Raw genomic sequence first — 23293 nt, 5'->3', positions numbered from 1 at the left:
CAGATGCCCATGAACGAGCCTAAACCGCCCAAGCCGCCGCTCGACGATGCCGGGCAGGCATTGGAGGCGCAGGCTCAGGCGCTGGCCGCCGAGCAGACCGCGCTGCTGGACGCCAGCCCGGTGCAAGCGCGCTACAACCAGGCCCTTGGCGAGTGCGTCGAGCAGAAGGCCGAGCAGGCCGAGGCCCTCGAGCAGCGCCTGGAAGCCATGCTGGACCGCCAGCAGGCGCAATTGCAGCAGAACCAGGCCTCACGCCCGGGCTGGCTGGCCCTGCCTTCCACTCGCGCCGCCTGGGAGCAGGGCAACCAGCGTTGCCAGGCGCGGCTGCAGCAACTGCAAGGCCGCCTGGAGCGGGTGCAGGAGCTGCACCACGGCATGGGCCTGTACACCCCACGCATCGAGGAGTTGGCGGTGCGCCAACTGCGTGCCGAGCAGCCAGAGCTGGTCGAGCAATGGAGCTTGCAACGTCAGGCCGAGCGCACGCTTTCTGAGGCGCAGCGGCGTACCCAGGCCCAGGACATCGGGCGTTCGCGCACAACCTCGCCATGAACCAGCACCTTCCCTATCCCATCCTTTCGTTCACGGAGCGAACCCATGAAACATAACAACGCTGTGGGCCCGCAGATCCGCGGCGGCCAGCGCAGTGGCGGCAACACGGGGCAGGCCATCCTGGCCATTTTCTGTCTGCTGGCCGGCCTGGCTACTGCCACCCAGTACTTCGCCTACCTGTTCAATAACCATGCGGCGTTGGGGGCCAACCTGAACGGCGTCTACGCCCCATGGATGATTCTGGTGTGGGCCGCCAACTGGTCCGATCAGTACCAGGACACCCTGCTGCGCGCCGGGTCCCTGGGGGTTCTGGTCAGCGGCGTCGGCATGATGGCGATGGTCGTGATCCGCATGATCAGCAGCAACAGCTCCAAGGCCAATCAGTTCCTTCATGGCTCTGCGCGTTGGGGCGAGCGCAAGGATATCGAGAGCGCCGGCCTGTTGGCTGATGATGGCGTGTACGTAGGCGCCTGGCTGGACAAGCGCAACAAGCTGCATTACCTGCGCCACAACGGCCCGGAGCACATCCTCACCTTCGCCCCGACGCGCAGCGGTAAGGGCGTTGGCCTGGTGATCCCGACGTTGCTGTCGTGGAAGCACAGCGCGGTGATCACCGACCTCAAGGGCGAACTCTGGGCGCTCACCGCTGGCTGGCGCCAGCAGCATGCGGGCAACCGGGTATTGCGTTTCGAGCCGGCCACCGCCAATGGCTGCGTGGGCTGGAACCCGCTGGAAGAAATCCGCTTGGGCACCGAGTTTGAAGTGGGCGATGTGCAGAACCTGGCCACGCTGATCGTCGACCCGGACGGCAAGGGCCTCAACGACCACTGGCAGAAGACCTCGCAGGCGATGCTGGTGGGTTGCATCCTGCACCTGTGCTACCGCTCACAGGACGAGGGCGGTGTCGCCAGCCTGCCGGCGCTGGACGCCATGCTCGCCGACCCGTCGCGGCCAATCAGCGAGCTGTGGGCGGAAATGACCCACTACGGCCACCTCGATGGCGAAAACCACCCGCTGGTGGGGTCGGCTGCACGTGACATGCTCGACCGGCCTGCCGAAGAGGCCGGCTCGGTGCTGTCGACCGCCAAATCGTACCTGTCGCTGTTCCGCGACCCGATCGTGGCGCGTAACGTGAGCCGCTCGGAGTTCAAGATCCGCGACCTGATGAACCACGACGACCCGGTCAGCCTGTTCATCATCACCCAGCCCAACGACAAGGCGCGCTTGCGCCCCTTGGTGCGCATCCTGGTGAACATGATCGTGCGCTTGCTGGCCGACAAGATGGACTTCGAGGACGGCCGGCCCAAGGCGCACTACAAGCACCGGCTGCTGATGATGCTCGACGAGTTCCCGAGCCTGGGCAAGCTCGACATCATGCAGGAGTCGCTGGCCTTCGTGGCCGGTTATGGCATCAAGTGCTACCTGATCATCCAAGATTTGTCGCAGTTGCAGGAGTTCTACGGGCAGAACGAGAGCATCACCTCCAACTGCCACATCCAGAACGCCTACCCGCCAAACCGGGTGGAAACGGCGGAACACCTGTCCAAGCTCACCGGGCAGACCACCATCGTCAAAGAGCAGGTGACCACCAGCGGGCGACGTTCCAGCGCATTGCTGGGCCAGGTGTCGCGCACCCTTCAGGAAGTGCAGCGACCGCTGTTGACCACCGACGAGGCCCTGCGCATGCCAGGCCCGCGCAAGGATGGACAGGGCAATATCCAGGAAGCCGGCGACATGGTGGTGTATTGCGCAGGCTACCCGGCGTTTTATGGCAAGCAACCGCTGTATTTCCAGGACCCGGTATTCCTGGCCCGCGCCAAGGTGCCGGCACCGCGTGAAAGCGACCGCACCATCGAGTTGCCGGCATGAAACGGCCGTTGAGCGTGGCCGCTGTCGTGGCCATTCTGGCGTTTTGCGCAGTGCCGCTGGTGCTGTGGGGCGGCGCGCGGCTCAACGTCACCAGCAGTTTTCCGCCGGGCATTTACTGGGTGGTCGACAAGGCACCGGAAAAAGGCGACCTGGTGATGTTTTGCCCGCCGCAGGAGGCTGTGTTTCAGCTAGCGCACGCGCGCGGCTACCTGGCTGGGGGAACCTGCCCTGGGGGATACATGCACCTGCTCAAGCGGCTGGTCGCGGTATCGGGTGACGACGTGCAGATCACTGCCGAGGGGGTCAGCGTCAACGGGCAGTTGCAGGTGCGTAGCCAGCCGTTGCAGCAAGACCCCAGTGGCCGCCCCATGCCGCAGCCACCGTTGGCGCACTTTCGCTTGGGCAGCGACGAGGTGCTGATGCTCTCCGATTACAGCCGCTTGTCGTTCGATGGCCGTTATTTCGGGGCCGTGCCGCAAGCGCAATTGGACGAGGTGGTCGAGCCTTGGCTGGTGTGGCGAAAAACGCCGTTGTAATCGAGCAGCTCGATCGGGCCGTTGTAGGAGCAGCCTTGCGCTGCGAAGAGGCCGGTAGCCTGCAATCGATGTTTGGTGCGGCTACCGGCCTCTTCGCAGCACAAGGCTGCGCCTACAGGTAACCCTAGTACCACTAATCCAAGTGAATAATTACAGTAATGGTACTAGGCAATTGATGTTTTTTTGCTATTATTCAAATCCCGCCTTACCTATCTGGAACGCCTGTTCTAGAGCCTCCGAATTAAGTTTCAGTTAAGTTTTCCCCGCTAGCGTAGGCAATCAGTCAACGAAGACTGTGATCTGTGGCCTGTGCGCGTCATCTAAATCCCTGCATAGCCTGAATCTTTCACCGGTAAAATGGACTTACCTTCACACCGTCAAGAGGATGAATCATGCCCGTTAAGGACCCATCCAAGGTCGTTCCGGATGTACCCGCCGAGAGCGCCGATGCCGCCCTGAAGCACATCGTCGACGGCTTTCTGCGCTTTCACCATGACGTCTTCCCCGAGCAGCAAGAGCTGTTCAAGAAGCTCGCCACCGCGCAAACGCCACGCGCCATGTTCATCACCTGTGCCGACTCGCGCATCGTCCCCGAGCTGATTACCCAAAGCTCGCCAGGCGACCTGTTCGTGACCCGTAACGTCGGCAACGTGGTGCCCCCGTATGGTCAGATGAACGGCGGCGTCTCCAGCGCCATCGAATACGCGGTACTGGCACTGGGTGTACACCACATCATCGTCTGCGGCCACTCGGACTGCGGCGCGATGCGTGCGGTACTCAACCCGCAATCGCTGACCAAGATGCCGACGGTTTCCGCCTGGCTGCGCCATGCCGAAGTGGCACGCACCGTGGTTGAGAACAACTGCTCCTGCGGCAGCGAGCACGAGACCATGCAGGTGCTGACCAAAGAAAACGTCATCGCCCAGCTGCATCACCTGCGCACTCACCCCTCGGTCGCCTCGCGCCTGGCGGCGGGTGAGCTGTATATCCACGGTTGGGTCTACGACATCGAGACCAGCAAGATCGAAGCCTATGACGCTGCCAGCGACAGCTTCCTGCCCCTGGCTGCGGGCGAGCCGGTCCCCTGCGCTACCCCGAGAGGCCGCTACTAAGCGACCCTTCCACCGCTAGAACCTTGATAGCCGGCTGCACCCTGTAGGGGTGTGGCGCGGCCTTCGGCTGCCTTGAATTCCCTGATTGCCTTGCCGGCATGCTCGCTGGCGGCCCGCGCCTGCGCGTCTTTCAGGGGCCAACGTGCTCACGGCCAGAGGAATGGCCGTGCAACAGATAAATGGAGAAACACGGTGAACATGACACAGTTGAAAGCGGCCTTGCCGCGAGAGTTGTTGGCGTCGGTGGTGGTATTTCTGGTCGCCCTGCCCTTGTGCATGGGCATCGCCATCGCCTCGGGGATGCCGCCTGCCAAGGGCCTGATCACCGGCATTATCGGTGGCGTCGTGGTGGGCTTCCTGGCGGGCTCGCCGCTGCAAGTCAGTGGCCCTGCCGCCGGCTTGGCGGTGCTGGTGTTCGAGTTGGTGCGCCAGCACGGCGTGGCCATGCTCGGGCCGATCCTGCTGCTGGCCGGGCTGTTGCAATTGCTGGCGGGGCGCTTGCGCCTGGGCTGCTGGTTCCGCGTCACGGCACCGGCCGTGGTGTACGGCATGCTGGCGGGTATTGGTGTGCTGATCGTGCTGTCGCAGGTGCATGTGATGTTCGACACGGCGCCGCAGCCTTCGGGCATGCAGAACCTGCTGGCGTTTCCGGCAACCCTGGCCGCAGCCCTGCCGTTGGAAAGCGCAGGAGCCGGCTGGCAAGCCGGTGCACTTGGGCTGGGTACCATCGCCATCATGTGGGGCTGGGAGCGCTTGCGGCCGCAACAGCTGCGGTTCGTGCCCGGTGCCTTGCTGGGCGTAGCAGCGATGACGGCCATCAGCCTGTGGCTGGCGCTGCCGGTAAACCGGGTGCAGGTGCCGGCAGACCTTTCCGAGGCCATCGACTGGATCCGCCTGGATGACCTGATGAACCTGGCCGACCCGACCTTGCTGGTGGCGGCATTCGCCCTGGCGTTCATTGCCAGTGCCGAGACCCTGTTGTCGGCTGCCGCGGTGGACCGTATGCACAGCGGCCAGCGCTCGGACTTCGACCGTGAACTGTCCGCCCAGGGCATCGGCAACATGCTGTGCGGTGTGCTCGGCGCCCTGCCGATGACCGGGGTGATCGTGCGCAGCTCGGCGAATGTCCAGGCCGGCGCGCAGACCCGAGCCTCGGCGATTTTCCATGGCTTGTGGCTGTTGGCGTTTGTCGTGGTGTTGAGCAGTGTGCTGCAGCAAATCCCGGTGGCGAGCTTGGCGGGTGTGCTGGTGTTTACCGGCATCAAGCTGGTGGACTTCAAGGCGTTTCGTGGGTTGGGCCGGTATGGCCGCATGCCGATGTTCACCTATGCGGCGACGGCCCTTGCGATCATCTTCACCGACCTGCTGACCGGTGTACTGCTGGGCTTTGCCTTGACCTTGCTCAAGCTGGCCTTCAAGGCGGCGCGGTTGAAAATCAACCTGGTGAGCCTGGGCAAGCCTGGGCACATGGAACTGCGCCTGAGTGGCGCTGCGACCTTCCTCAAGGTGCCGGCGTTGACCCAGGTGCTGGACACGGTGCCGGCGGGGACCACCTTGCATGTGCCGTTGGGCAACCTCAGCTATATCGACCACTCATGCCTGGAACTGCTGGAGGACTGGGGCCGGAGCAATGCACCCAATGGGTCGCGCTTGTTGATCGAGCAGCGGCGCTTGAAGCGGCGCATCGAGGGGCGGCTGCGGACGACGGCGGGGGTTGGGGCTTAGTATCTGCCTGATCTGGCCTCTTCGCGGGCAAGCCCGCTCCTACAGGGTGAATTGCATACCCTTTGTGGGAGCGGGCTTGCCCGCGAAGAGGCCGGGACAGGGGTATCAGGCAGGCTGGCCCAGCTCAACACCCAGCTGACGCGACAGGCACGGCCAACGCTTCCAGGCGTTGCCGGTTTCCGGGCTGCTCAGTTTCTCGCGATAAGCCTCCACCGATTCCACCGCAAAGCTCTCGTCATTGAGCATCTCGTCGACCGAATGATGCACCACTTCATCGAGCTGGTTGGCGAAGGTCTCGCCGATCAGCTGATGGGCAATCAGGTTGGCCATCGTGGTGTCGAACGGAATCAACGGCTGCTTGAAGTGGCGGATGTACAGGTCGTTGACCTCTTCCACCAGGCGATGCGCCAGGTAGGCCTCGTCCAGCAGGCAGTCCAGCCCCACATGCCCTTGCATCACCGTGGGCGGCTGCTGGAAATAAGCTTCGGCAATTTTCAGTACCGGTTTGATCTGCGACTCGATCCCCGCTTCACGGGCTACCTCGTGGGCAGCCTCCAGCAGCTCTGGAACCTGGTCGATATAGGCGCTGACGAAACGCGCCAAACTACCCTGGGCGTCCTGCTCAGGTAGCTGGATCGAGGGGTGCAAATGCGGCAGTTGTAGCTCTAGACGTTCTTTCAGTTGGCCGGTTTCAAGTTCGTGTTGATGGGCTTGGCTAATCTGCTCGCGTACAGCAGCGATGTTCATGACAACTCCAGGGACATTACGTGTCAAACGGAAGACACTAAATTAGCTCGGTATACAGAATACCTAAGACGTATTTGTTATAAACCGCGCAAACGTGTGCTTGCTCTGGCATATCGGTATGCCACTATTGCGCCATATCCTATCAAGCGCGCGGTTTTCAGGGCATTGGGCAATTTCGTGAAGTTCATTTCACAGGCTGCATTGCGTGCCATTGGTCGCTGTCTATACTCCCGTTGAACGTGATTCGTTGATGAGGCCCGTCTGCTTTTGCAGGGGCTCGGTCGTCGAAGCCAGGCAGTCTTGACCGCCGTTCCCTCTTGCCGCAGGCCACGCCTTCGGGACTACAAGAATTAGAAGGGGAACCCGCAATGATGCGACATCCACATGTCTGGATGGGCCTCCTGTTGTGGACGGTTTTCGGACAGGCCAACGCCGCCTGGACCGTCAACATGCACCCGGGGGCGACGGAAGTCTCCAACGCCGTCTTCGACCTGCACATGACCATCTTCTGGATCTGCGTGATCATCGGGATCGTGGTGTTCGGCGCGATGTTCTGGTCGATGGTCGTCCACCGCCGTTCCACAGGCCAACAGGCAGCGCATTTTCACGAGCACACCTGGGTCGAAATCATGTGGACCGTGGTGCCGTTTCTGATCCTGGTGGCCATGGCCATCCCCGCGACCAAGACCCTGATCGACATCTACGACGCCAGTGAGTCGGACATCGACATCCAGGTCACCGGCTACCAGTGGAAGTGGCACTACAAGTACCTGGGCCAGGACGTGGAGTTCTTCAGCAACCTGGCCACCCCCGCCGATCAGATTCACAACAAGGCCCCCAAGGACGAGCACTACCTACTCGAAGTCGACCAGCCGCTGGTGCTGCCGGTGGGCGCGAAAGTGCGTTTTCTGGTAACCGCCGCCGACGTGATCCATTCCTGGTGGGTGCCGGCGTTCGCGGTCAAGCGTGATGCCATCCCAGGCTTCGTCAACGAGGCCTGGACGCGCATCGAGAAGCCCGGCATCTACCGCGGCCAGTGCACTGAGCTGTGCGGCAAGGACCACGGCTTCATGCCGGTGGTGGTCGAGGTCAAGTCCAAGGCCGATTACGACACCTGGCTGGGCGAACGCAAGGCCGAGGCGGCCAAGCTCAAGGAGCTGACCAGCAAAGAGTGGACCCTCGAAGAGCTGGTCGAGCGCGGCGACAAGGTCTACCACACCACCTGCGTGGCCTGTCACCAGACCGAAGGCCAGGGCCTGCCGCCGATGTTCCCGGCCCTCAAGGGCTCGAAGATTGCCACCGGGCCCAAGGAAGGCCACCTGAGCATCGTCTTCCACGGCAAGCCCGGCACGGCCATGGCCGCGTTCGGCAAGCAGCTCTCGGAAGTCGACATTGCCGCCGTGGTCACTTACGAGCGCAACGCCTGGGGCAACAACAAGGGCGACATGGTCACGCCGAAGGATGTGCTGGCGCTCAAGCAGGCAGAAGCGCAATGAACCGGGTTACTCGCGGCAATCAATGGATTGCAGGAGACAGGACATGAGTGCAGTGATCGACGACCACGCCCACGGCCATGAGCATGCCCACGGCCCGGCCAAGGGCCTGATGCGCTGGGTGCTGACCACCAACCACAAGGACATCGGCACGATGTACCTGTGGTTCGCCTTCATGATGTTCCTGCTCGGTGGCTCGTTCGCCATGGTGATCCGCGCCGAGCTGTTCCAGCCGGGGCTGCAGATCGTCGAGCCAGCGTTCTTCAACCAGATGACCACCATGCACGGGCTGATCATGGTGTTCGGTGCGGTGATGCCAGCCTTCGTCGGCCTGGCCAACTGGATGATCCCGCTGATGATTGGCGCGCCGGACATGGCCCTGCCGCGGATGAACAACTTCAGCTTCTGGCTGTTGCCTGCGGCCTTCCTGCTGCTGGTCTCGACCTTGTTCAGCCCCGGCGGCGGGCCTAACTTCGGCTGGACCTTCTACGCGCCATTGTCGACCACCTATGCCCCGGCCAGCGTGACCTTCTTCATCTTTGCCATCCACCTGATGGGCATCAGCTCGATCATGGGCGCGATCAACGTCATTGCCACCATCCTCAACCTGCGCGCCCCCGGCATGACCTTGATGAAAATGCCGCTGTTCGTCTGGACCTGGCTGATCACCGCGTTTCTGCTGATTGCCGTGATGCCGGTGCTGGCCGGTGTGGTGACCATGATGCTGATGGACATCCACTTCGGCACCAGCTTCTTCAGCGCCGCGGGTGGCGGTGACCCGGTGCTGTTCCAGCATGTGTTCTGGTTCTTCGGCCACCCCGAGGTGTACATCATGATCCTGCCGGCGTTCGGCGCGGTCAGCTCGATCATCCCGGCGTTCTCGCGCAAGCCGCTGTTCGGCTACACCTCGATGGTCTATGCCACCGGGGCGATCGCCTTCCTGTCGTTCATCGTCTGGGCGCACCACATGTTCGTGGTCGGCATCCCGGTGGTGGGCGAGCTCTTCTTCATGTACGCCACCATGCTCATTGCCGTGCCGACCGGGGTGAAGGTGTTCAACTGGGTCAGCACCATGTGGGAAGGGTCGCTGACCTTCGAGACGCCGATGCTGTTCGCCATCGCCTTCGTCATCCTGTTCACCATCGGCGGGTTCTCCGGGTTGATGCTGGCCATCGCGCCTGCCGACTTCCAGTACCACGACACGTACTTCGTGGTCGCGCACTTCCACTACGTGCTGGTGCCTGGGGCGATCTTCGGCATCTTCGCCTCGGCCTACTACTGGCTGCCGAAGTGGACCGGCCACATGTATGACGAAACCCTCGGCAAGCTGCACTTCTGGCTGTCGTTCGTCGGCATGAACATGGCCTTCTTCCCCATGCACTTCGTGGGCTTGGCGGGCATGCCGCGGCGTATTCCGGACTACAACCTGCAGTTCGCCGACTTCAACATGGTCTCCTCGATCGGCGCGTTCATGTTCGGTGCCACGCAGATCTTCTTCCTGTTCATCGTCATCAAGTGCATCCGCGGCGGCGCCCCGGCGCCGGCCAAACCCTGGGACGGTGCCGAAGGCCTGGAGTGGTCGATCCCCTCGCCTGCGCCTTACCACACCTTCCAGACGCCACCGGACGTGAAATAGCCATGAACGGCCTGTCGCTCAAACGCCTGGTCATGCGCCTGCTGATGCTGACGGTGGTGATGTTCGCCTTCGGTTTCGCCCTGGTGCCGATCTACGACGTGATGTGCAAGGCCTTTGGCATCAATGGCAAGACCGGCGGCCAGTACGAAGGCAGCCAGGTCAGCGACCCGTCGCGCTCGGTACGGGTGCAGTTCATGTCGACCAACGCCAGCGACATGGTCTGGGATTTCTACTCCACGGCCGACCAGATCGACGTGAACCCAGGTGCGGTCAACCAGATGATCTTCGTCGCGCGCAACCCGACCGACCGGCCGATGAGCGCCCAGGCGATACCCAGCATCACCCCGGCCGAGGCCGCGGCGTACTTCCACAAGACCGAGTGCTTCTGCTTTACCCAGCAGGTGCTGCAGCCCGGCGAACGCATCGAGATGCCGGTGCGCTTCATCGTCGACCGCGATCTGCCGGCCAGCGTGAAGCACCTGACACTGGCTTACACCTTGTTCGACATCACCGCTCGCCACCCGCCGGTCGCGCATGTTGCGGCCCAGGACGTCCAGGGCGCCCGTTAAGGGAAGGAGAACAGCAATGGCAAGTCATGAGCACTACTACGTTCCGGCGCAGAGCAAGTGGCCGATCATCGCGACGGTCGGCATGTTCATCACGGTGTTCGGCCTTGGCACCTGGTTCAACGACATGAAAGCCGGGCACCCCGACTCCCATGGGCCGTTGATTTTCTTCGTCGGCGCGCTGTGCCTGGCCTACATGCTGTTCGGCTGGTTCGGGGCGGTGGTGAAAGAAAGCCGTGGCGGGCTGTACAGCCCGCAGCTGGACCGTTCGTTCCGCTGGGGCATGAGCTGGTTCATCTTTTCCGAGGTGATGTTCTTCCTGGCCTTTTTTGGCGCGCTGTTCTACGTCCGCGTATTGGCCGGGCCTTGGCTGGGCGGTGAAGGGGCCAAAGGCGTTGCGCACATGCTGTGGCCCAGCTTCGAGTTTGCCTGGCCGCTGCTGCACACGCCTGACCCGAAACTGTTCCCGCCGCCCAAGGAAGTCATCGACCCTTGGCACTTGCCGTTGATCAACACCATTTTGCTGGTGAGCTCCAGTGTGACCATCACCATTGCCCACCATGCCTTGCGGCGTGACCACCGGGGTGCGCTGAAACTGTGGATGGCGCTGACCATCGCGCTGGGCATCAGCTTCATCACGCTGCAGGCCTACGAGTACCACGAGGCCTATACCAAGCTGGGGCTGACGCTGGGCTCGGGGATCTACGGCGCGACCTTCTTCATGCTCACCGGCTTCCACGGCGCCCACGTGACGCTGGGCACGATCATCTTGATCGTGATGTTCGTGCGCATCCTGCGCGGGCACTTCAACCCCGACAAACACTTCGGCTTCGAAGCGGCCAGCTGGTACTGGCACTTCGTCGATGTGGTGTGGGTGGGGCTGTTCATCTTTGTGTATGTGCTTTGACACATGTGCAGGCCAGTCAAGGCGATACAGGTTCAGAAGGGGGCGTGTGACACCAGCTGGCCACTGATGAAGCCGTAGGCCACCAGGCCGATGGTCAGGGCCGCCAGGGTCACGCGCACGGTCAGTGCCTTCAGCAAGCGGGTCGAGTTTTCGTCGTCCTTGACCAGGAACACCAGGCCACTGAACAGGCTGGCAACCGTGGCCAACAGCATCAGGACAATCGCGGCCTTGAGCATGGCGCTTCTCCGGGGGGATGCGGTGATGTGGATAAGTATAGCGAGGCGCCTGTGAGGCCGTTTCGCCCAGGTTGGGTCCCGACCCTGGTGGTGCTTGCGCTGCTACCGGGGTTGATCGCGCTTGGCTGCTGGCAATTGGGCCGCGCCGACGAAAAGCGCGCGCTGCTGGCGACCTATGCCGAGCGCAGCCTCGACACGCCGCTCTCCACTGCCCAGTTGCAGCAACGCGACGATGCCGCCTACCGCCGTGTGCACCTGTACGGCCGTTTCGATGGTGAACACAGCCTGCTGCTGGATAACCGAATGCGCGACGGCGAGGCCGGCGTCGAGCTGTTGCAGCCCTTCCATGACCAGGCCAGTGGGCTGTGGTTGCTGGTCAACCGCGGCTGGTTGCCGTGGCCGGACCGCCGCGTGCCGGTGCACTTCGCAACCCCGGCGCAGCCGCTGGCGCTGGACGCATCGGTGTATGTGGCGCCTGGCAGCACCTTCCAGCTGCACCCGGACCCCGCCGGCGGCCAATGGCCGCACTTGCTGACGGCCATCAATGCCGCCCAGCTGTGGCAGCAATTGGGCCGCGAAGGCTACGCCCATGAGCTGCGCTTGGAGCCCGGGCCGGCCAGCTATCGCCTGGGTTGGCCGGTCGTTGCGCTGGGGCCGGAAAAGCACCTGGGCTATGCGGTGCAGTGGTTTGCCCTGGCCACCGCGCTGGTGCTGCTCTACCTCTATTTTGGCTGGCACAACAACAAAAAGGAGAACCACCATGGCCGCCGCCACCCGTCCACTGGACGTGCCTGAACGCAGCAAGCCCAGAACCCGCGGGCGTTTGCAGCTGATTCTGATTCTGCTGGTAGTGCTCGGCCCGATGATCCTGGCCACCAGCATGTACAAGCTCAAGTTCTGGGTGCCAGACGGCCGCAGCTACCACGGCGCGATGATCGGCAACGGCGAGAGCCGCAGCGATATCGGCATCGATGGCCAGGACGCGCGCTGGCAAGTGTTGGTCAGCACGCCCGAGGCCTGCGCCGAAGATTGCCAGCGCCTGGTGTACCTGGCCCGGCAGATACAAGTTGGCCTGGGCCGTGATGCCGGCCGTGCCAGCCATGCGCTGGCTGCCGCGCAGCCATTGAGCGCTGACTACCAGGCGCTGCTCGGCCGGGAGTACCCGCAGTTGCAACGCTACCCGCTGGATGCCCAGCGCTACCTGAACAAGGTCGGTGAGCTTGGCCCGCAACTGTGGATCGTCGACCCGCACGGCAACCTGGTGCTGCGTTACGACGCCAAGGTCAACGGCAAGCACGTGCTGGACGACCTGCGCCACCTGCTTAAGTTGTCCAACATCGGCTAGGAGCCTGTCATGGCCAGACCCGGATTCCGCCTCGCTGTGTTCGCCACCCTGCTGGCACTGCTGGTCGTGCTGCTGGGCGCCTATACCCGCCTGACCCATGCAGGCCTGGGCTGCCCCGATTGGCCCGGCTGCTATGGCTTTATCAGTGTGCCGAAGACCGACGCCCAGCTGGCCCATGCCGAAATGCACTTCCCCGAGCACCCGGTGGAAGCCGCCAAGGGCTGGGCCGAGATGGTCCATCGCTACTTCGCCGGCACCCTGGCGCTGGTGATTGCCTGGCTGGCCTTGCAGGCCGTGCGCCGGCATGCACGTGATGGCCAGCCCTACCGCTTGCCGGTGCTGTTGCTGGGGGTGGTGTTGGCCCAGGCGGCGTTTGGCATGTGGACAGTAACCCTCAAGCTGTGGCCGCAAGTGGTCACCGCGCACCTGCTGGGTGGGTTCACCACCTTGAGCCTGCTGTTTCTGCTGTCTCTGCGTCTATCCCGGGCCTTTGCGCCATTGCCAAAACTGCCGTTGAGCCTGCGCCGCATCGCGGCCCTGGCGCTGTTGGTGGTGATCGGCCAGATCGCCCTGGGGGGCTGGGTCAGCGCCAACTATGCGGCGGTCGCCTGTATCGACTTGCCGACCTGCCACGGCCAATGGTGGCCGGCAGCGGACTTCAGCAACGGCTTTCACCTGACCCAGCACGTCGGCCCCAACTACCTGGGCGGGCAACTGGACAGCGATGCGCGCACGGCCATCCACATCAGCCACCGGCTGGGTGCCTTGCTGGTCAGTGCCGTGCTGCTGATGCTGAGCTTCAAGCTTTACCGCTGCGGCCTTTCTGGCCTGGCCCGGCTGGTGTTGCTGGCCTTGGCCGTGCAGGTCGGCCTGGGCATCAGCAACGTGCTGTTCCACCTGCCGCTTGGCGTGGCAGTGGCCCATAACGCAGGCGGGGCCATGCTGTTGATGAGCATGGTGCTGGTCAATTACCGCATCCGCGTGGTCGACAAAGTGCGCGTCGGCCATGGCTGGCGCCTGACGCCGGTGGTGGGCGTGGATATCTCCCACCCTATGAGGAACGATTCGTGGCGACGCTTCTAAGCGTACGACGGGCAGGTTGGCGCGATTATCTGGAGCTGACCAAGCCCAAGGTGGTGGTGCTGATGTTGATCACCTCCCTGGCAGGCATGTTCCTCGCCAGCCGCGCAGGCGTTGCCTGGAGCGTGCTGCTGTTCGGCAACCTGGGCATTGGCCTGTGTGCGGGCGCCGCGGCGGTGGTCAACCACGTGGTAGACCGGCGCATCGACGCCTTGATGGCGCGTACCCACAAACGGCCGTTGGCCACAGGCCGGGTCGCGCCGCTACCGGCGCTGGCCTTTGCGTTGGCACTGGCGGTGCTGGGCATGGCGCTGTTGCTGGTGTTCACCAACAGCCTGACCGCCTGGCTGACACTGGCGTCGTTGCTGGGCTATGCGGTGCTCTACACCGGCTTCTTGAAGCGTGCCACGCCGCAGAACATCGTGATTGGTGGCCTGGCCGGCGCGGCGCCGCCACTGCTTGGCTGGGTGGCGGTCAGCGGCCATGTCAGTGCCGAGCCGCTGTTGCTGGTGCTGATCATCTTCGCCTGGACCCCACCGCACTTCTGGGCCTTGGCCATCCACCGCAAAGCGGAGTACGCCAAGGCCGATATCCCGATGCTGCCGGTGACCCATGGCGAGCGCTACACCACGCTGCATATCCTGCTCTACACCCTGATTTTGCTGGCGGTGAGCCTGCTGCCCTATGCCATCCACATGAGCGGCCCGTTGTACCTCGCTTGTGCCCTCGCCTTGGGCCTGCGCTTCCTGCAGTGGGCCTGGGTGTTGTACCGTGGCAGCCGGCCGCACGCGGCGATTGGCACCTTCAAGTACTCTATCGGCTACTTGTTCGCGCTGTTCATCGCGTTGCTCATTGACCACTACCTGTTGTTGAACCTATGACCCGAACCCAGAAAACCGTCTTCATCCTCGTCGCCCTGGTCGCGTTGATCCTGGGCCTGACCGTCAACAAGGTGCTCAATGGCCGCGATCAGCCGAACCCCACCGAGCTGATCGACGCCGGCATCATCCTCTTGCCGCAGAGCCGTACGGTGGCGGACGTGACCATGACCAACCAGGATGGCCAGCCCGTGCAACTGGATGACCTCAAGGGGAAATGGTCGCTGCTGTTCTTCGGCTACACCTATTGCCCAGACATCTGCCCCACCACCCTGGCCCAGTTACGCCAGGTGAAGAGCGAATTGCCCAAGGAAGCCGTGGACCGGTTGCAGGTGGTGCTGGTGAGCGTGGACCCGAACCGCGACACGCCGAACCAGCTCAAGCAGTACCTGGGCTACTTCGACAAAGATTTTGTCGGGGTGGCGGGGTCGATCGAAGACACCCAGAAGCTGGCGAATGCCTTGAGCATTCCGTTCATTCCGGCCGATACCAGTAAGCCTGGGTATACCGTGGATCACAGCGGCAACCTGGCGATCGTTGGGCCGGATGGGCGTCAGCGCGGGTTCATTCGTGCGCCGTTCAACAACCAGAAGCTGGTGGCGCAGTTGCCGGGGCTGGTCAAGCGGGACTAAACAGGCTTTAAAAGCTTCGCGGGGCAAGCCCGCTCCCACAGCATCATCCCAAAGCCTGAGGCTAGCGATGTACCTGTGGGAGCGGGCTTGCCCCGCGAAGAATCCAGCGTGATCTAGAAGCTTAGAACGCCGGTACGACAGCGCCCTTGTACTTCTCGTTGATGAACTGCTTCACCTCTGGCGAGTGCAGCGCGGCCGCCAGTTTCTTCATGTCTTCGGAGTCTTTGTTGTCCGGGCGGGCAACCAGGATGTTCACGTATGGCGAGTCGCTGCCTTCGATGGCCAGCGCGTCTTTCTCAGGGTTCAGCTTGGCTTCCAACGCGTAGTTGGTGTTGATCAGGGCCGCATCGACCTGGGTCAGCACGCGCGGGATGGTGGCCGCTTCCAGCTCACGGAACTTCACGTTTTTCGGGTTTTGTGCAACATCCTTAACGGTCGACAGGATGTTCTTGTTGTCCTTGAGCTTGATCACGCCGGCCTTGTCCAGCAGCAGCAGCGCGCGGCCGCCGTTGGTGGCGTCGTTGGGGATGACCACGGTAGCGCCGGAGGGCAGCTCGTCGAGCTTCTTGACCTTGGTCGAGTAAACGCCCAGCGGCTCGATGTGCACGCCGGTCACGCTGACCAGGTCGGTGCCCTTGGCCTTGTTGAACTCATCCAGGTACGGCTGGTGCTGGAAAAAGTTGGCGTCCAGGCGCTTCTCGGCCACCTGCACGTTCGGCTGGATGTAGTCGGTGAATTCCTTGACCTTCAGCTCCACGCCTTCTTTCGCCAGTTGCGGTTTGACGAAGTTGAGGATCTCGGCGTGCGGCACCGGCGTGGCGGCGACGGTCAGGGTATCGGCGTGGGCCGAGAAGGCCGCGACAGCGGCAGCAACAGCAAGCAGCTTCTTCATTGATCACTCCTTGTGAGGGCCGCGACGGCCCCCGAACGGGTCGGCCAGGCCGACCCCATTGGGGTTACTTACGGGAAAAATGCACGACCAGTTTGTCGCCCACGCTCTGCAGCACCTGAACCAGCACCAGCAACAGCACCACGGTCACGACCATGACATCGGTCTGGAAGCGCTGGTAGCCAAAGCGGATGGCCAGGTCGCCCAGGCCGCCCGCGCCGACCACACCGGCCATGGCGGTGTACGACACCAGGGTAATGGCGGTCACGGTGATGGCCGCGAAGATGCCGGGACGGGCTTCGGGCAGCAGCGCGCTGGTGATGATCTGGCGCGTTGTGGCGCCCATCGACTGGGTGGCTTCGATGATGCCGCGGTCCACTTCACGCAGGGCGGTTTCGACCAGGCGTGCGAAGAACGGCGTGGCCCCGACCACCAGTGGCGGAATGGCGCCGGCGACGCCCAGCGAGGTGCCGGTGATCAGCACGGTGATCGGGATCATCACGATCAGCAAAATGATGAACGGCAGCGAACGCAGGATGTTGACGACCAGCGACAGCAGCGCGTACACACCTTTTTGCTCGAACATCTGGCGCGGCCCGCAAAGGAACAGCAGCACGCCCAATGGCAGGCCCAGCAGCACGGTGAAGAACAGCGAGCCGAACAGCATGATCATGGTGTCGATGGTGGCCAGCCAGATTTCGGCCCAGTCGACGTTGGCAAAGAAATTCAGGGCGTCCATCAACGCAGTACCTCCATATGTACGTCAGCTGCCTTGAAGCGGTCGAACGCCGCTTCCATGTCGCCGCCGGTGACGGCCAGGGTCAGCTGCCCATAGGGGACATCCTTGATGCGGTCGATACGCCCGGCCAGGATGCTGTAGTCAACGCCCGTCTCGCGGGCGACGGTGCCCAGCAGCGGTGCGTAGGTGGCCTCGCCCTGGAAGGTCAGGCGTACGATGCGGCCGGGTACGTGGGCGAAGTCATCACGCTGCTCGCCTTCATCGACCTGCTCGTCCTCCTGGACGAAACGCTTGGTAGTCGCGTGCTGCGGGTGCAGGAACACATCGGCCACCGGCCCTTGTTCGACGATCTGCCCAGCGTCCATCACGGCCACGCGGTCGCAGACACGGCGGATCACGTCCATTTCGTGGGTGATCAGGACGATGGTCAGCTTCAGCTCACGGTTGATCTCGGCCAGCAGTTGCAGCACCGATGCAGTGGTCTGCGGGTCAAGCGCGCTGGTGGCTTCGTCGCACAGCAGGATCTTCGGGTTGGTAGACAGGGCGCGGGCGATGCCGACGCGCTGCTTCTGGCCGCCCGACAACTGCGCGGGGTACTTCTTGGCGTGGTCTTGCAAGCCGACGCGGGCCAGCAGCTCGGTGACGCGCTTGTCGATGTCGCTGCGCGACAGCTCGCCGGCCAGGGTCAATGGCAGGGCCACGTTGTCGGCCACGGTCTTGGAGGCCAGCAGGTTGAAGTGTTGGAAAATCATCCCGACCTGCTGCCGGAAGCCGCGCAGCTGGTTGGCGTTGAACGCGGTGACGTCCTCGCCATCGACAATGATCTTGCCGCCCGAAGGCTCTTCGAGGCGGTTGATCAGGCGCAGCAGGGTGCTTTTGCCAGCGCCGGAGTGGCCGATCAGGCCGAACACCTGGCCATCTTCGATGGTCAGGCTGGTCGGGTTGAGGGCGGGGATTTCCCTACCGGCGACGCGGTAGGTCTTGTGCACATGTTGGAACTCGATCACGTAGCGAACCTTGTGGGGCGCATGGAATTTGGGGCAGCGGTTAGCTGGGGTGGCGCATTTTAGCCTTTTCCCATAGCTGTTCTTAGCATTTATTTCGTAATGCACCAACCCGGCGGGCATAACGCGACAACCGGTAAAGCTTATTGAACGTAGCCAATCGGGCTCCAGTCACTAATAGAACAAGCCCTCACGGGCAATGCCTGATGACTGATGAGGAAAGCCGACCATGCCCAGCAAGAAAGTTGATGCACCCAAAGAAAGCCAGGCCGCCGGGGTCAACAGCCCTGATCATGCCAATACCAATACCAAGCTGCAGAGCCTTGAAGGCGTGCGCAGCGATGCCACAGGCCAGGCCCTGCGCACCAATCAAGGCGTGAAGATCGCCGACAACCAGAACACCCTAAAGGCCGGGCCACGTGGGCCTTCGCTGCTCGAAGACTTCATCATGCGCGAGAAGATCACCCACTTCGATCATGAGCGCATCCCTGAACGCATCGTCCATGCCCGAGGCACCGGCGCCCATGGTTACTTCCAGAGCTACGGCAACCACGCCGAGCTGACCAAGGCCGGTTTCCTGCAGGACCCTGAGAAGATCACCCCGGTGTTCGTGCGCTTTTCCACCGTGCAGGGCCCGCGTGGGTCGGGTGACACGGTGCGCGATGTGCGTGGTTTTGCCGTCAAGTTCTATACCGATGAAGGCAATTTCGACCTGGTTGGCAACAACATGCCGGTGTTCTTCATCCAGGATGCGATCAAGTTCCCCGACTTCGTGCATGCGGTGAAGCCCGAGCCGCACAACGAGATGCCCACCGGCGGTTCGGCCCACGACACGTTCTGGGACTTCGTTTCGCTGGTGCCCGAGTCGGCGCACATGGTCATGTGGGCCATGTCTGACCGCGCCATCCCGCGCAGCCTGCGGATGATGGAGGGCTTTGGCATCCACACCTTCCGCCTGATCAATGCCGAAGGCGTGGCCAGCTTCGTCAAGTTCCACTGGAAGCCGCGCCAAGGCGTGCACTCCGTGCTGTGGGACGAAGCGCAAAAGCTTGCGGGCAAGGACACCGACTTCCACCGCCGCGACCTGAGCGAGGCCATCGAGACCGGCGACTACCCTGAGTGGGAGCTGGGCGTACAGATCGTGCCGGAAGCCGATGAGCACACATTCGAGTTCGACCTGCTCGACCCCACCAAGATCATCCCCGAAGAACTGGTGCCGGTTACACCGTTGGGCAAGATGGTGCTCAACCGTAACCCCGACAATTTCTTTGCCGAAGTGGAGCAGGTCGCGTTCTGCCCGGGGCATATCGTGCCGGGCATCGACTTTTCCAATGACCCCCTGCTGCAAGGCCGGTTGTTCTCCTATACCGACACGCAACTGAGCCGGCTGGGTGGGCCGAACTTCCATGAGATTCCGATCAACCGCCCGGTCGCGCCGAACCATAACAACCAGCGTGACGCGCTGCACCGGCAGACTATCCACAAGGGCCGCGCGTCCTACGAACCCAACTCGATTGACGGCGGCTGGCCGAAAGAAACCCCTGCCGCGGCCCAGGATGGCGGCTTTGAGAGTTATCAGGAACGCATCGACGCGGTGAAGATTCGCCAGCGCAGCGAGTCGTTCGGCGATCACTTCTCGCAGGCGCGTTTGTTCTTCCACAGCATGAGCCCCAATGAGCAGCAGCACATCATCAAGGCGTACAGCTTCGAGCTGGGCAAAGTGGAGCGCGAGCACATCCGCGTGCGTGAGGTGAACGAGATTCTGGCCAACATCGACCTGAAGCTGGCAGCAGCGGTGGCAGCCAACCTCGGCTTGCCTGCGCCCAAGGCTGGCACGGTGCAGGTCAAAGGCAGCAAGTTGGCGCAATCACCGGCCTTGAGCCAGATGAATCACCCGGGCAGTGTCGGTATCAAAGGCCGCAAAATTGCCGTGCTGGTGGCAGATGGGGTGGATGGGGCGAGTGTCGATCAGTTGGTCAAGGCGCTGGAGGCGCACAGTGCGCGCATTCTGGTGCTGGGGCCAAGTTCGGCGCCGGTTAAAACCGCCCAAGGCAAGCCGCTACCGGTGGATGCGTCGATGGAGGGCATGCCTTCGATCATGTTCGACGGCATTCTGGTGCCGGCTGGCAAGGCGTCGCTGGATGCGTTGGGCGCCAGTGGGCTGGCCAAGCACTTCCTGCTGGAGGGCTACAAGCACCTGAAGGCGATCGCGTTGGCCAAGGAAGGCAAGGCATTGCTGGGCAGCTTGGGGCTCAAGGAAGACAAGGGCTTGCTGCTGGGGGATGACCAGAAAACCGTGGATGCCTTTGTGAAAGCGGTAGAGGGGCATCGGGTTTGGGAGCGGGAGGCGGCTGCTGAGGCGGTGCCGGCCTAAGGGGGGCTGCTTTGCAGCCCATCGCAGGCAAGCCAGCTCCTACAAGTGCACCACAGTTCCTGAGGGCAGTGGTGGCATTTGTGGGAGCGGGCTTGCCCCGCGAAGCTGTTCAGCGCTGATGCGGGATCAGTACCACCTGGGCTGGCAGCTTGCGCTGAATTTCGTGCTTCTGGTTTAGCTTGAACCCGCTGTCAATCTTGTGCACCCGCTTTTCCAGCAGTGTCTTCAACCAAGGCGCATCCTCGGTGCGCGGCACCTGGAACACCACGTCGCACTGATAACTCACCACATCGGCAGCAATCTCATCGAGCTGGCGGCGCATGGCGGCAATGTCCGTGGTCTTCAGCGCAATCACGGTGCTCGGTGCAGTCGGGTCGATCACGCGCGCCTGGGGCTTGGCCTCGGCCGCCTTCAGCGCAGCCTCGGCCTTTTCCAGCTCGGCCTTACGGGCCTGGCTGACGGCATCGCCACCGGTGACCGCCGGGGCCTGGGGCATCAGCGCGCGGGCACGTGCCAAGGCGGTGGCTGCAGCGTTGACGTCGCCCTTCTGCAGGACGATCTGGCTACGCTGCAGGTACGCTTCGGCCAGCTGCCGCTGGTACTGCTCCAGGCGCGGGTCAACGGGTGACTGGGCCTGCAAGGCAGCCAACTGGTCTTCGGCGGTAGCTAGCTCATTGCTGGCGATGTTCTGTTGCAACTGCTGCCAGGCATCGGCTTGGGCAGGTGCATCGGCCTGTTCGACCGGGGCACTGGAACAGGCAGCCAGGAACAGGGAAAACGCGGCAACAAGCAGATAACGGGAGGCGAACGGCTTCATTCCTGCGACTCTCTATTTGCGCAAAAAGCGAGCAAGTCTACACCCAGGTGCGCACGCTCGAAAACAAGTCTTACAGACCTTTTACCCGCGAAAAGGTTGCAGGGTGCGCTGTTGCGCACCCCGGTTTTCAGCGTTTTGGCAGGGCCAGGCTCAGCAAGAATAGCACTGCCGCGCAGACCACGATGGAAGGGCCGGCCGGGGTGTCCTTGAACCAGGACATGGCCAAGCCGCCACACACCGCCGTCACCCCCAGCAGGCTGGCGCCCAAGGCCATCTGCTCGGGCGAGCGGGCGTGGCGTTGCGCGGCGGCGGCGGGGATGATCAGCAGGGAGGTAATCAACAGCACACCGACGATCTTCATCGCCACGGCGATCACCACGGCAATCAACAGCATCAAGGCCAGGCGCAGGCCCGCCACTGGCAGGCCCTCGACCATGGCCAATTCTTCATGCACGGTCACGGCCAGCAACGGCCGCCACAGTGCGGCGAGCAGCAGCAATACCAGCACGCTGCCACCGAGGATCCAGGCAAGGTCAGTGGTGCTGATGGCCAGCAGGTCACCGAACAGGTAGGCCATCAGGTCGATGCGCACATCGTGCATGAAGCTCAGGACCACCAGGCCCAGGGACAGCGTGCTGGGGGCGAGGATGCCAAGCAGGGTGTCGGAGGCCAGCGGTTGGCGTTGCTGCAAAGTCACCAGCAGCAACGCCAGCAGCAGGCAGCCCACGGTTACCGCCAGTGCTGGGCTGACGTCCAGGGCAAAACCCAGGGCTACCCCGAGCAGCGCGGCGTGGGACAGGGTATCGCCGAAATAGGCCATGCGCCGCCACACCACGAACGACCCCAGAGGGCCGGCCACCAACGCCAGGGACAGACCGGCAAGCAGGGCATAAAGAAGAAAATCAGCCATGCTTGCAGTGCTCTCCGTGAACATGGGTGCCAGGGGCGACCACCGAGCCGTGCAGGTCGTGGCTGTGGTCGTGATGGTGGTGATAGATCGCCAGGCTTGGCGCGTTCTGGCCGAACAGCTCGACGAAGGCCGGGTCGTTGCTGACCTGCTCGGGGTGGCCGGAGCAGCACACATGCCGGTTGAGGCAGACCACCTGGTCGGTGGCGCTCATCACCAGGTGCAGGTCGTGCGAAACCATCAGCACGCCGCAACCGTGGCGGTCGCGTAGGCGGGTGATGAGGTTGTACAGCTCGGTCTGGCCGACCACGTCGACCCCTTGCACCGGCTCATCGAGCACCAGCAGTTGTGGCTCGCGCAGCAGCGCCCGGGCCAGCAGCACGCGCTGCATCTCGCCGCCGGAAATGGTCTGGATCGGGTTGTCGATGACCTGCTCGGCCCCCACTTCCTGCAGCGCCGACAAGGCAGCTGCGCGGTCTACGCCGGGTACCAGGCGCAAAAAGCGCAGCACCGACAGCGGGAGCGTGGCATCCACCTGGATTTTTTGCGGCATGTAGCCAATGCGCAGCTTCGGCTTGCGCCAGACTTTGCCCCGGTGCGGCTTGAGCAGCCCCAGCACGGCGCGTACCAAGGTGGTCTTGCCTGCCCCGTTGGGGCCGATCAGGGTCACGATCTGGCCCGGTGCCACTGACAGGTCGATGCTGTCGAGCACCGCCTCGCCGGCGAAGGTGACACCGACCTGTTCCAGGCGGATCAGTGCGTCGCTCATGCCGCGCTCCGGCAGTTGCTGCACAGGCCGACCACTTCCACGGTCTGGGTTTCGACGCTGAAGCCGACGCCCTTGGCGCTGCTGATGATGGCGTCGCTGATGCTGTCCTGCTCCAGCTCGATGGCTACATGGCAGGCACGGCAGATCAGGAACTGGCCCTGGTGCACATGCTCTGGGTGGCTGCAGCCGATGAAGGCGTTGAGCGAGGCGATGCGGTGCACCAGGCCGTTGTCGAGGAGAAAATCCAGGGCGCGGTACACGGTCGGCGGTGCGGCGCGGCGGCCGTCCTGCTCGCTGAGCACGGCGAGAATGTCGTAGGCCCCCAGCGGCTTGTGGCTTTGCCAGACCAGCTCCAGCACACGGCGGCGCAGTGCGGTCAGACGCAACCCCTGGCGGGTGCACAAGGCATCGGCTTCGGCCAGTGCGCTGTGTACGCAATGGGAGTGATCGTGGGGGCGGTTGGCCAGCGGCGTGATGGACATG

24 protein-coding genes are annotated in these 23293 nt (G+C 63.1%); 15 read left to right on the top strand and 9 right to left on the bottom strand.

Annotated features, from left to right (window positions below):
- Positions 1–9: 9 nt before the first annotated feature.
- The 5 genes from D886_RS26660 to D886_RS0100310 all read left to right on the top strand — a co-directional run bounded on the left by D886_RS26660 (position 10) and on the right by D886_RS0100310 (position 5791).
- The gene (locus D886_RS26660; protein ID WP_143491050.1) at positions 10–549 is read left to right on the top strand and encodes an IncP plasmid survival protein KfrC family protein; all 540 of its coding nucleotides are present in this window, start codon (positions 10–12) and stop codon (positions 547–549) included.
- A gap of 45 nt (positions 550–594) precedes the next feature.
- Positions 595–2418: a type IV secretory system conjugative DNA transfer family protein gene (locus tag D886_RS0100325; RefSeq protein WP_027592001.1), complete on the top strand. Its 1824-nt coding sequence runs from the start codon at positions 595–597 to the stop codon at positions 2416–2418.
- Positions 2415–2954, top strand: coding sequence for a conjugative transfer signal peptidase TraF (gene traF, locus D886_RS0100320; protein WP_027592000.1), 540 nt, complete (start codon positions 2415–2417; stop codon positions 2952–2954). The genes D886_RS0100325 and traF overlap by 4 nt, the downstream gene beginning before the upstream one ends.
- 392 nt (positions 2955–3346) lie before the next feature.
- Positions 3347–4066, top strand: a complete 720-nt coding sequence (locus D886_RS0100315; RefSeq protein WP_027591999.1) for a carbonic anhydrase — start codon at positions 3347–3349, stop codon at positions 4064–4066.
- Between the two features lie 198 nt (positions 4067–4264).
- Complete coding sequence (locus D886_RS0100310; RefSeq protein ID WP_177323867.1) at positions 4265–5791, top strand: SulP family inorganic anion transporter; 1527 nt, start codon at positions 4265–4267, stop codon at positions 5789–5791.
- 105 nt (positions 5792–5896) lie between these two features.
- Here the strand turns inward: D886_RS0100310 and D886_RS0100305 are convergent, their stop codons facing one another.
- Positions 5897–6538, bottom strand: coding sequence for a hypothetical protein (locus tag D886_RS0100305; RefSeq protein ID WP_027591997.1), 642 nt, complete (start codon positions 6536–6538; stop codon positions 5897–5899).
- A 368-nt stretch (positions 6539–6906) separates the two neighbouring features.
- On the opposite strand from D886_RS0100305, the gene coxB reads away from it, so the two are divergent.
- The 4 genes from coxB to D886_RS0100285 are packed head-to-tail and all read left to right on the top strand — an operon-like array spanning position 6907 to position 11140.
- Positions 6907–8034, top strand: coding sequence for a cytochrome c oxidase subunit II (coxB, locus tag D886_RS0100300; protein ID WP_027591996.1), 1128 nt, complete (start codon positions 6907–6909; stop codon positions 8032–8034).
- Between the two features lie 43 nt (positions 8035–8077).
- Complete coding sequence (ctaD, locus tag D886_RS0100295; protein ID WP_027591995.1) at positions 8078–9667, top strand: cytochrome c oxidase subunit I; 1590 nt, start codon at positions 8078–8080, stop codon at positions 9665–9667.
- A 2-nt stretch (positions 9668–9669) separates the two neighbouring features.
- The gene (locus D886_RS0100290; RefSeq protein WP_027591994.1) at positions 9670–10236 is read left to right on the top strand and encodes a cytochrome c oxidase assembly protein; all 567 of its coding nucleotides are present in this window, start codon (positions 9670–9672) and stop codon (positions 10234–10236) included.
- A 16-nt stretch (positions 10237–10252) separates the two neighbouring features.
- Positions 10253–11140 carry a cytochrome c oxidase subunit 3 gene (locus D886_RS0100285; protein WP_027591993.1) on the top strand — a complete coding sequence of 296 codons (888 nt, stop codon included), beginning with the start codon at positions 10253–10255 and terminating at the stop codon, positions 11138–11140.
- Between the two features lie 32 nt (positions 11141–11172).
- Here the strand turns inward: D886_RS0100285 and D886_RS0100280 are convergent, their stop codons facing one another.
- On the bottom strand, positions 11173–11376 hold the full coding sequence (locus D886_RS0100280; protein ID WP_027591992.1) for a twin transmembrane helix small protein: 204 nt from the start codon (positions 11374–11376) through the stop codon (positions 11173–11175).
- 51 nt (positions 11377–11427) lie between these two features.
- Between D886_RS0100280 and D886_RS0100275 the strand changes: the two genes are divergently transcribed.
- The 5 genes from D886_RS0100275 to D886_RS0100255 are packed head-to-tail and all read left to right on the top strand — an operon-like array spanning position 11428 to position 15311.
- The gene (locus D886_RS0100275; protein ID WP_027591991.1) at positions 11428–12171 is read left to right on the top strand and encodes an SURF1 family protein; all 744 of its coding nucleotides are present in this window, start codon (positions 11428–11430) and stop codon (positions 12169–12171) included.
- Entirely contained in the window at positions 12137–12721 is a 585-nt protein-coding gene (locus D886_RS0100270; RefSeq protein ID WP_027591990.1) for a hypothetical protein, read from the top strand. Before D886_RS0100275 ends, D886_RS0100270 begins: the two co-directional genes overlap by 35 nt.
- Before the next feature lie 9 nt (positions 12722–12730).
- The gene (locus tag D886_RS0100265) at positions 12731–13804 is read left to right on the top strand and encodes a heme A synthase (RefSeq protein WP_027591989.1); all 1074 of its coding nucleotides are present in this window, start codon (positions 12731–12733) and stop codon (positions 13802–13804) included.
- The gene (cyoE, locus tag D886_RS0100260; RefSeq protein WP_027591988.1) at positions 13789–14682 is read left to right on the top strand and encodes a heme o synthase; all 894 of its coding nucleotides are present in this window, start codon (positions 13789–13791) and stop codon (positions 14680–14682) included. The genes D886_RS0100265 and cyoE overlap by 16 nt, the downstream gene beginning before the upstream one ends.
- Positions 14679–15311: an SCO family protein gene (locus tag D886_RS0100255; RefSeq protein ID WP_027591987.1), complete on the top strand. Its 633-nt coding sequence runs from the start codon at positions 14679–14681 to the stop codon at positions 15309–15311. The genes cyoE and D886_RS0100255 overlap by 4 nt, the downstream gene beginning before the upstream one ends.
- 121 nt (positions 15312–15432) lie before the next feature.
- Here D886_RS0100255 and D886_RS0100250 read toward each other — a convergent pair whose 3' ends face one another.
- The 3 genes from D886_RS0100250 to D886_RS0100240 form a co-directional block, all read right to left on the bottom strand.
- Positions 15433–16203 carry a MetQ/NlpA family ABC transporter substrate-binding protein gene (locus tag D886_RS0100250; protein WP_027591986.1) on the bottom strand — a complete coding sequence of 257 codons (771 nt, stop codon included), beginning with the start codon at positions 16201–16203 and terminating at the stop codon, positions 15433–15435.
- A 64-nt stretch (positions 16204–16267) separates the two neighbouring features.
- Positions 16268–16939 (bottom strand): methionine ABC transporter permease, encoded by a 672-nt coding sequence (locus tag D886_RS0100245; protein WP_027591985.1) that lies wholly within the window; start codon positions 16937–16939, stop codon positions 16268–16270.
- Entirely contained in the window at positions 16939–17946 is a 1008-nt protein-coding gene (locus D886_RS0100240) for a methionine ABC transporter ATP-binding protein (RefSeq protein ID WP_027591984.1), read from the bottom strand. The genes D886_RS0100245 and D886_RS0100240 overlap by 1 nt, the downstream gene beginning before the upstream one ends.
- A 226-nt stretch (positions 17947–18172) precedes the next feature.
- Between D886_RS0100240 and katE the strand changes: the two genes are divergently transcribed.
- Positions 18173–20317 (top strand): catalase HPII, encoded by a 2145-nt coding sequence (katE, locus tag D886_RS0100235; RefSeq protein WP_027591983.1) that lies wholly within the window; start codon positions 18173–18175, stop codon positions 20315–20317.
- Between the two features lie 109 nt (positions 20318–20426).
- Here katE and D886_RS0100230 read toward each other — a convergent pair whose 3' ends face one another.
- From D886_RS0100230 to zur, 4 genes are all read right to left on the bottom strand, one after another.
- Entirely contained in the window at positions 20427–21134 is a 708-nt protein-coding gene (locus D886_RS0100230) for a PA5502 family lipoprotein (protein WP_027591982.1), read from the bottom strand.
- Positions 21135–21261: 127 nt separating this feature from the next.
- Complete coding sequence (gene znuB, locus D886_RS0100225; RefSeq protein ID WP_027591981.1) at positions 21262–22044, bottom strand: zinc ABC transporter permease subunit ZnuB; 783 nt, start codon at positions 22042–22044, stop codon at positions 21262–21264.
- Positions 22037–22810 carry a zinc ABC transporter ATP-binding protein ZnuC gene (znuC, locus tag D886_RS0100220; RefSeq protein WP_027591980.1) on the bottom strand — a complete coding sequence of 258 codons (774 nt, stop codon included), beginning with the start codon at positions 22808–22810 and terminating at the stop codon, positions 22037–22039. The genes znuB and znuC overlap by 8 nt, the downstream gene beginning before the upstream one ends.
- The gene (gene zur, locus D886_RS0100215; RefSeq protein WP_027591979.1) at positions 22807–23292 is read right to left on the bottom strand and encodes a zinc uptake transcriptional repressor Zur; all 486 of its coding nucleotides are present in this window, start codon (positions 23290–23292) and stop codon (positions 22807–22809) included. The genes znuC and zur overlap by 4 nt, the downstream gene beginning before the upstream one ends.
- Position 23293: the final 1 nt, after the last annotated feature.

The sequence above is a fragment of the Pseudomonas sp. LAIL14HWK12:I7 genome, from assembly GCF_000483465.1.
Lineage (GTDB): Bacteria > Pseudomonadota > Gammaproteobacteria > Pseudomonadales > Pseudomonadaceae > Aquipseudomonas > Aquipseudomonas kermanshahensis.
Note: the sequence above shows the minus strand (reverse complement) of the source record. Positions and strands in the feature narration are given on the sequence as shown.

Excerpts from the sequence above, each read along its gene's own strand:
- traF (WP_027592000.1), top strand. The coding sequence starts at position 2,415 with ATGAAACGGCCGTTGAGCGTGGCCGCTGTCGTGGCCATTCTGGCGTTT.
- znuC (WP_027591980.1), bottom strand. The coding sequence starts at position 22,810 with ATGAGCGACGCACTGATCCGCCTGGAACAGGTCGGTGTCACCTTCGCC.
- D886_RS26660 (WP_143491050.1), top strand. The coding sequence starts at position 10 with ATGAACGAGCCTAAACCGCCCAAGCCGCCGCTCGACGATGCCGGGCAG.
- zur (WP_027591979.1), bottom strand. The coding sequence starts at position 23,292 with ATGTCCATCACGCCGCTGGCCAACCGCCCCCACGATCACTCCCATTGC.
- D886_RS0100310 (WP_177323867.1), top strand. The coding sequence starts at position 4,265 with ATGACACAGTTGAAAGCGGCCTTGCCGCGAGAGTTGTTGGCGTCGGTG.
- D886_RS0100270 (WP_027591990.1), top strand. The coding sequence starts at position 12,137 with ATGGCCGCCGCCACCCGTCCACTGGACGTGCCTGAACGCAGCAAGCCC.
- D886_RS0100250 (WP_027591986.1), bottom strand. The coding sequence starts at position 16,203 with ATGAAGAAGCTGCTTGCTGTTGCTGCCGCTGTCGCGGCCTTCTCGGCC.
- katE (WP_027591983.1), top strand. The coding sequence starts at position 18,173 with ATGCCCAGCAAGAAAGTTGATGCACCCAAAGAAAGCCAGGCCGCCGGG.
- D886_RS0100280 (WP_027591992.1), bottom strand. The coding sequence starts at position 11,376 with ATGCTCAAGGCCGCGATTGTCCTGATGCTGTTGGCCACGGTTGCCAGC.
- znuB (WP_027591981.1), bottom strand. The coding sequence starts at position 22,044 with ATGGCTGATTTTCTTCTTTATGCCCTGCTTGCCGGTCTGTCCCTGGCG.
- D886_RS0100305 (WP_027591997.1), bottom strand. The coding sequence starts at position 6,538 with ATGAACATCGCTGCTGTACGCGAGCAGATTAGCCAAGCCCATCAACAC.
- D886_RS0100285 (WP_027591993.1), top strand. The coding sequence starts at position 10,253 with ATGGCAAGTCATGAGCACTACTACGTTCCGGCGCAGAGCAAGTGGCCG.
- D886_RS0100230 (WP_027591982.1), bottom strand. The coding sequence starts at position 21,134 with ATGAAGCCGTTCGCCTCCCGTTATCTGCTTGTTGCCGCGTTTTCCCTG.
- coxB (WP_027591996.1), top strand. The coding sequence starts at position 6,907 with ATGATGCGACATCCACATGTCTGGATGGGCCTCCTGTTGTGGACGGTT.
- D886_RS0100245 (WP_027591985.1), bottom strand. The coding sequence starts at position 16,939 with ATGGACGCCCTGAATTTCTTTGCCAACGTCGACTGGGCCGAAATCTGG.
- ctaD (WP_027591995.1), top strand. The coding sequence starts at position 8,078 with ATGAGTGCAGTGATCGACGACCACGCCCACGGCCATGAGCATGCCCAC.
- D886_RS0100265 (WP_027591989.1), top strand. The coding sequence starts at position 12,731 with ATGGCCAGACCCGGATTCCGCCTCGCTGTGTTCGCCACCCTGCTGGCA.
- D886_RS0100315 (WP_027591999.1), top strand. The coding sequence starts at position 3,347 with ATGCCCGTTAAGGACCCATCCAAGGTCGTTCCGGATGTACCCGCCGAG.
- D886_RS0100290 (WP_027591994.1), top strand. The coding sequence starts at position 9,670 with ATGAACGGCCTGTCGCTCAAACGCCTGGTCATGCGCCTGCTGATGCTG.
- D886_RS0100255 (WP_027591987.1), top strand. The coding sequence starts at position 14,679 with ATGACCCGAACCCAGAAAACCGTCTTCATCCTCGTCGCCCTGGTCGCG.
- D886_RS0100325 (WP_027592001.1), top strand. The coding sequence starts at position 595 with ATGAAACATAACAACGCTGTGGGCCCGCAGATCCGCGGCGGCCAGCGC.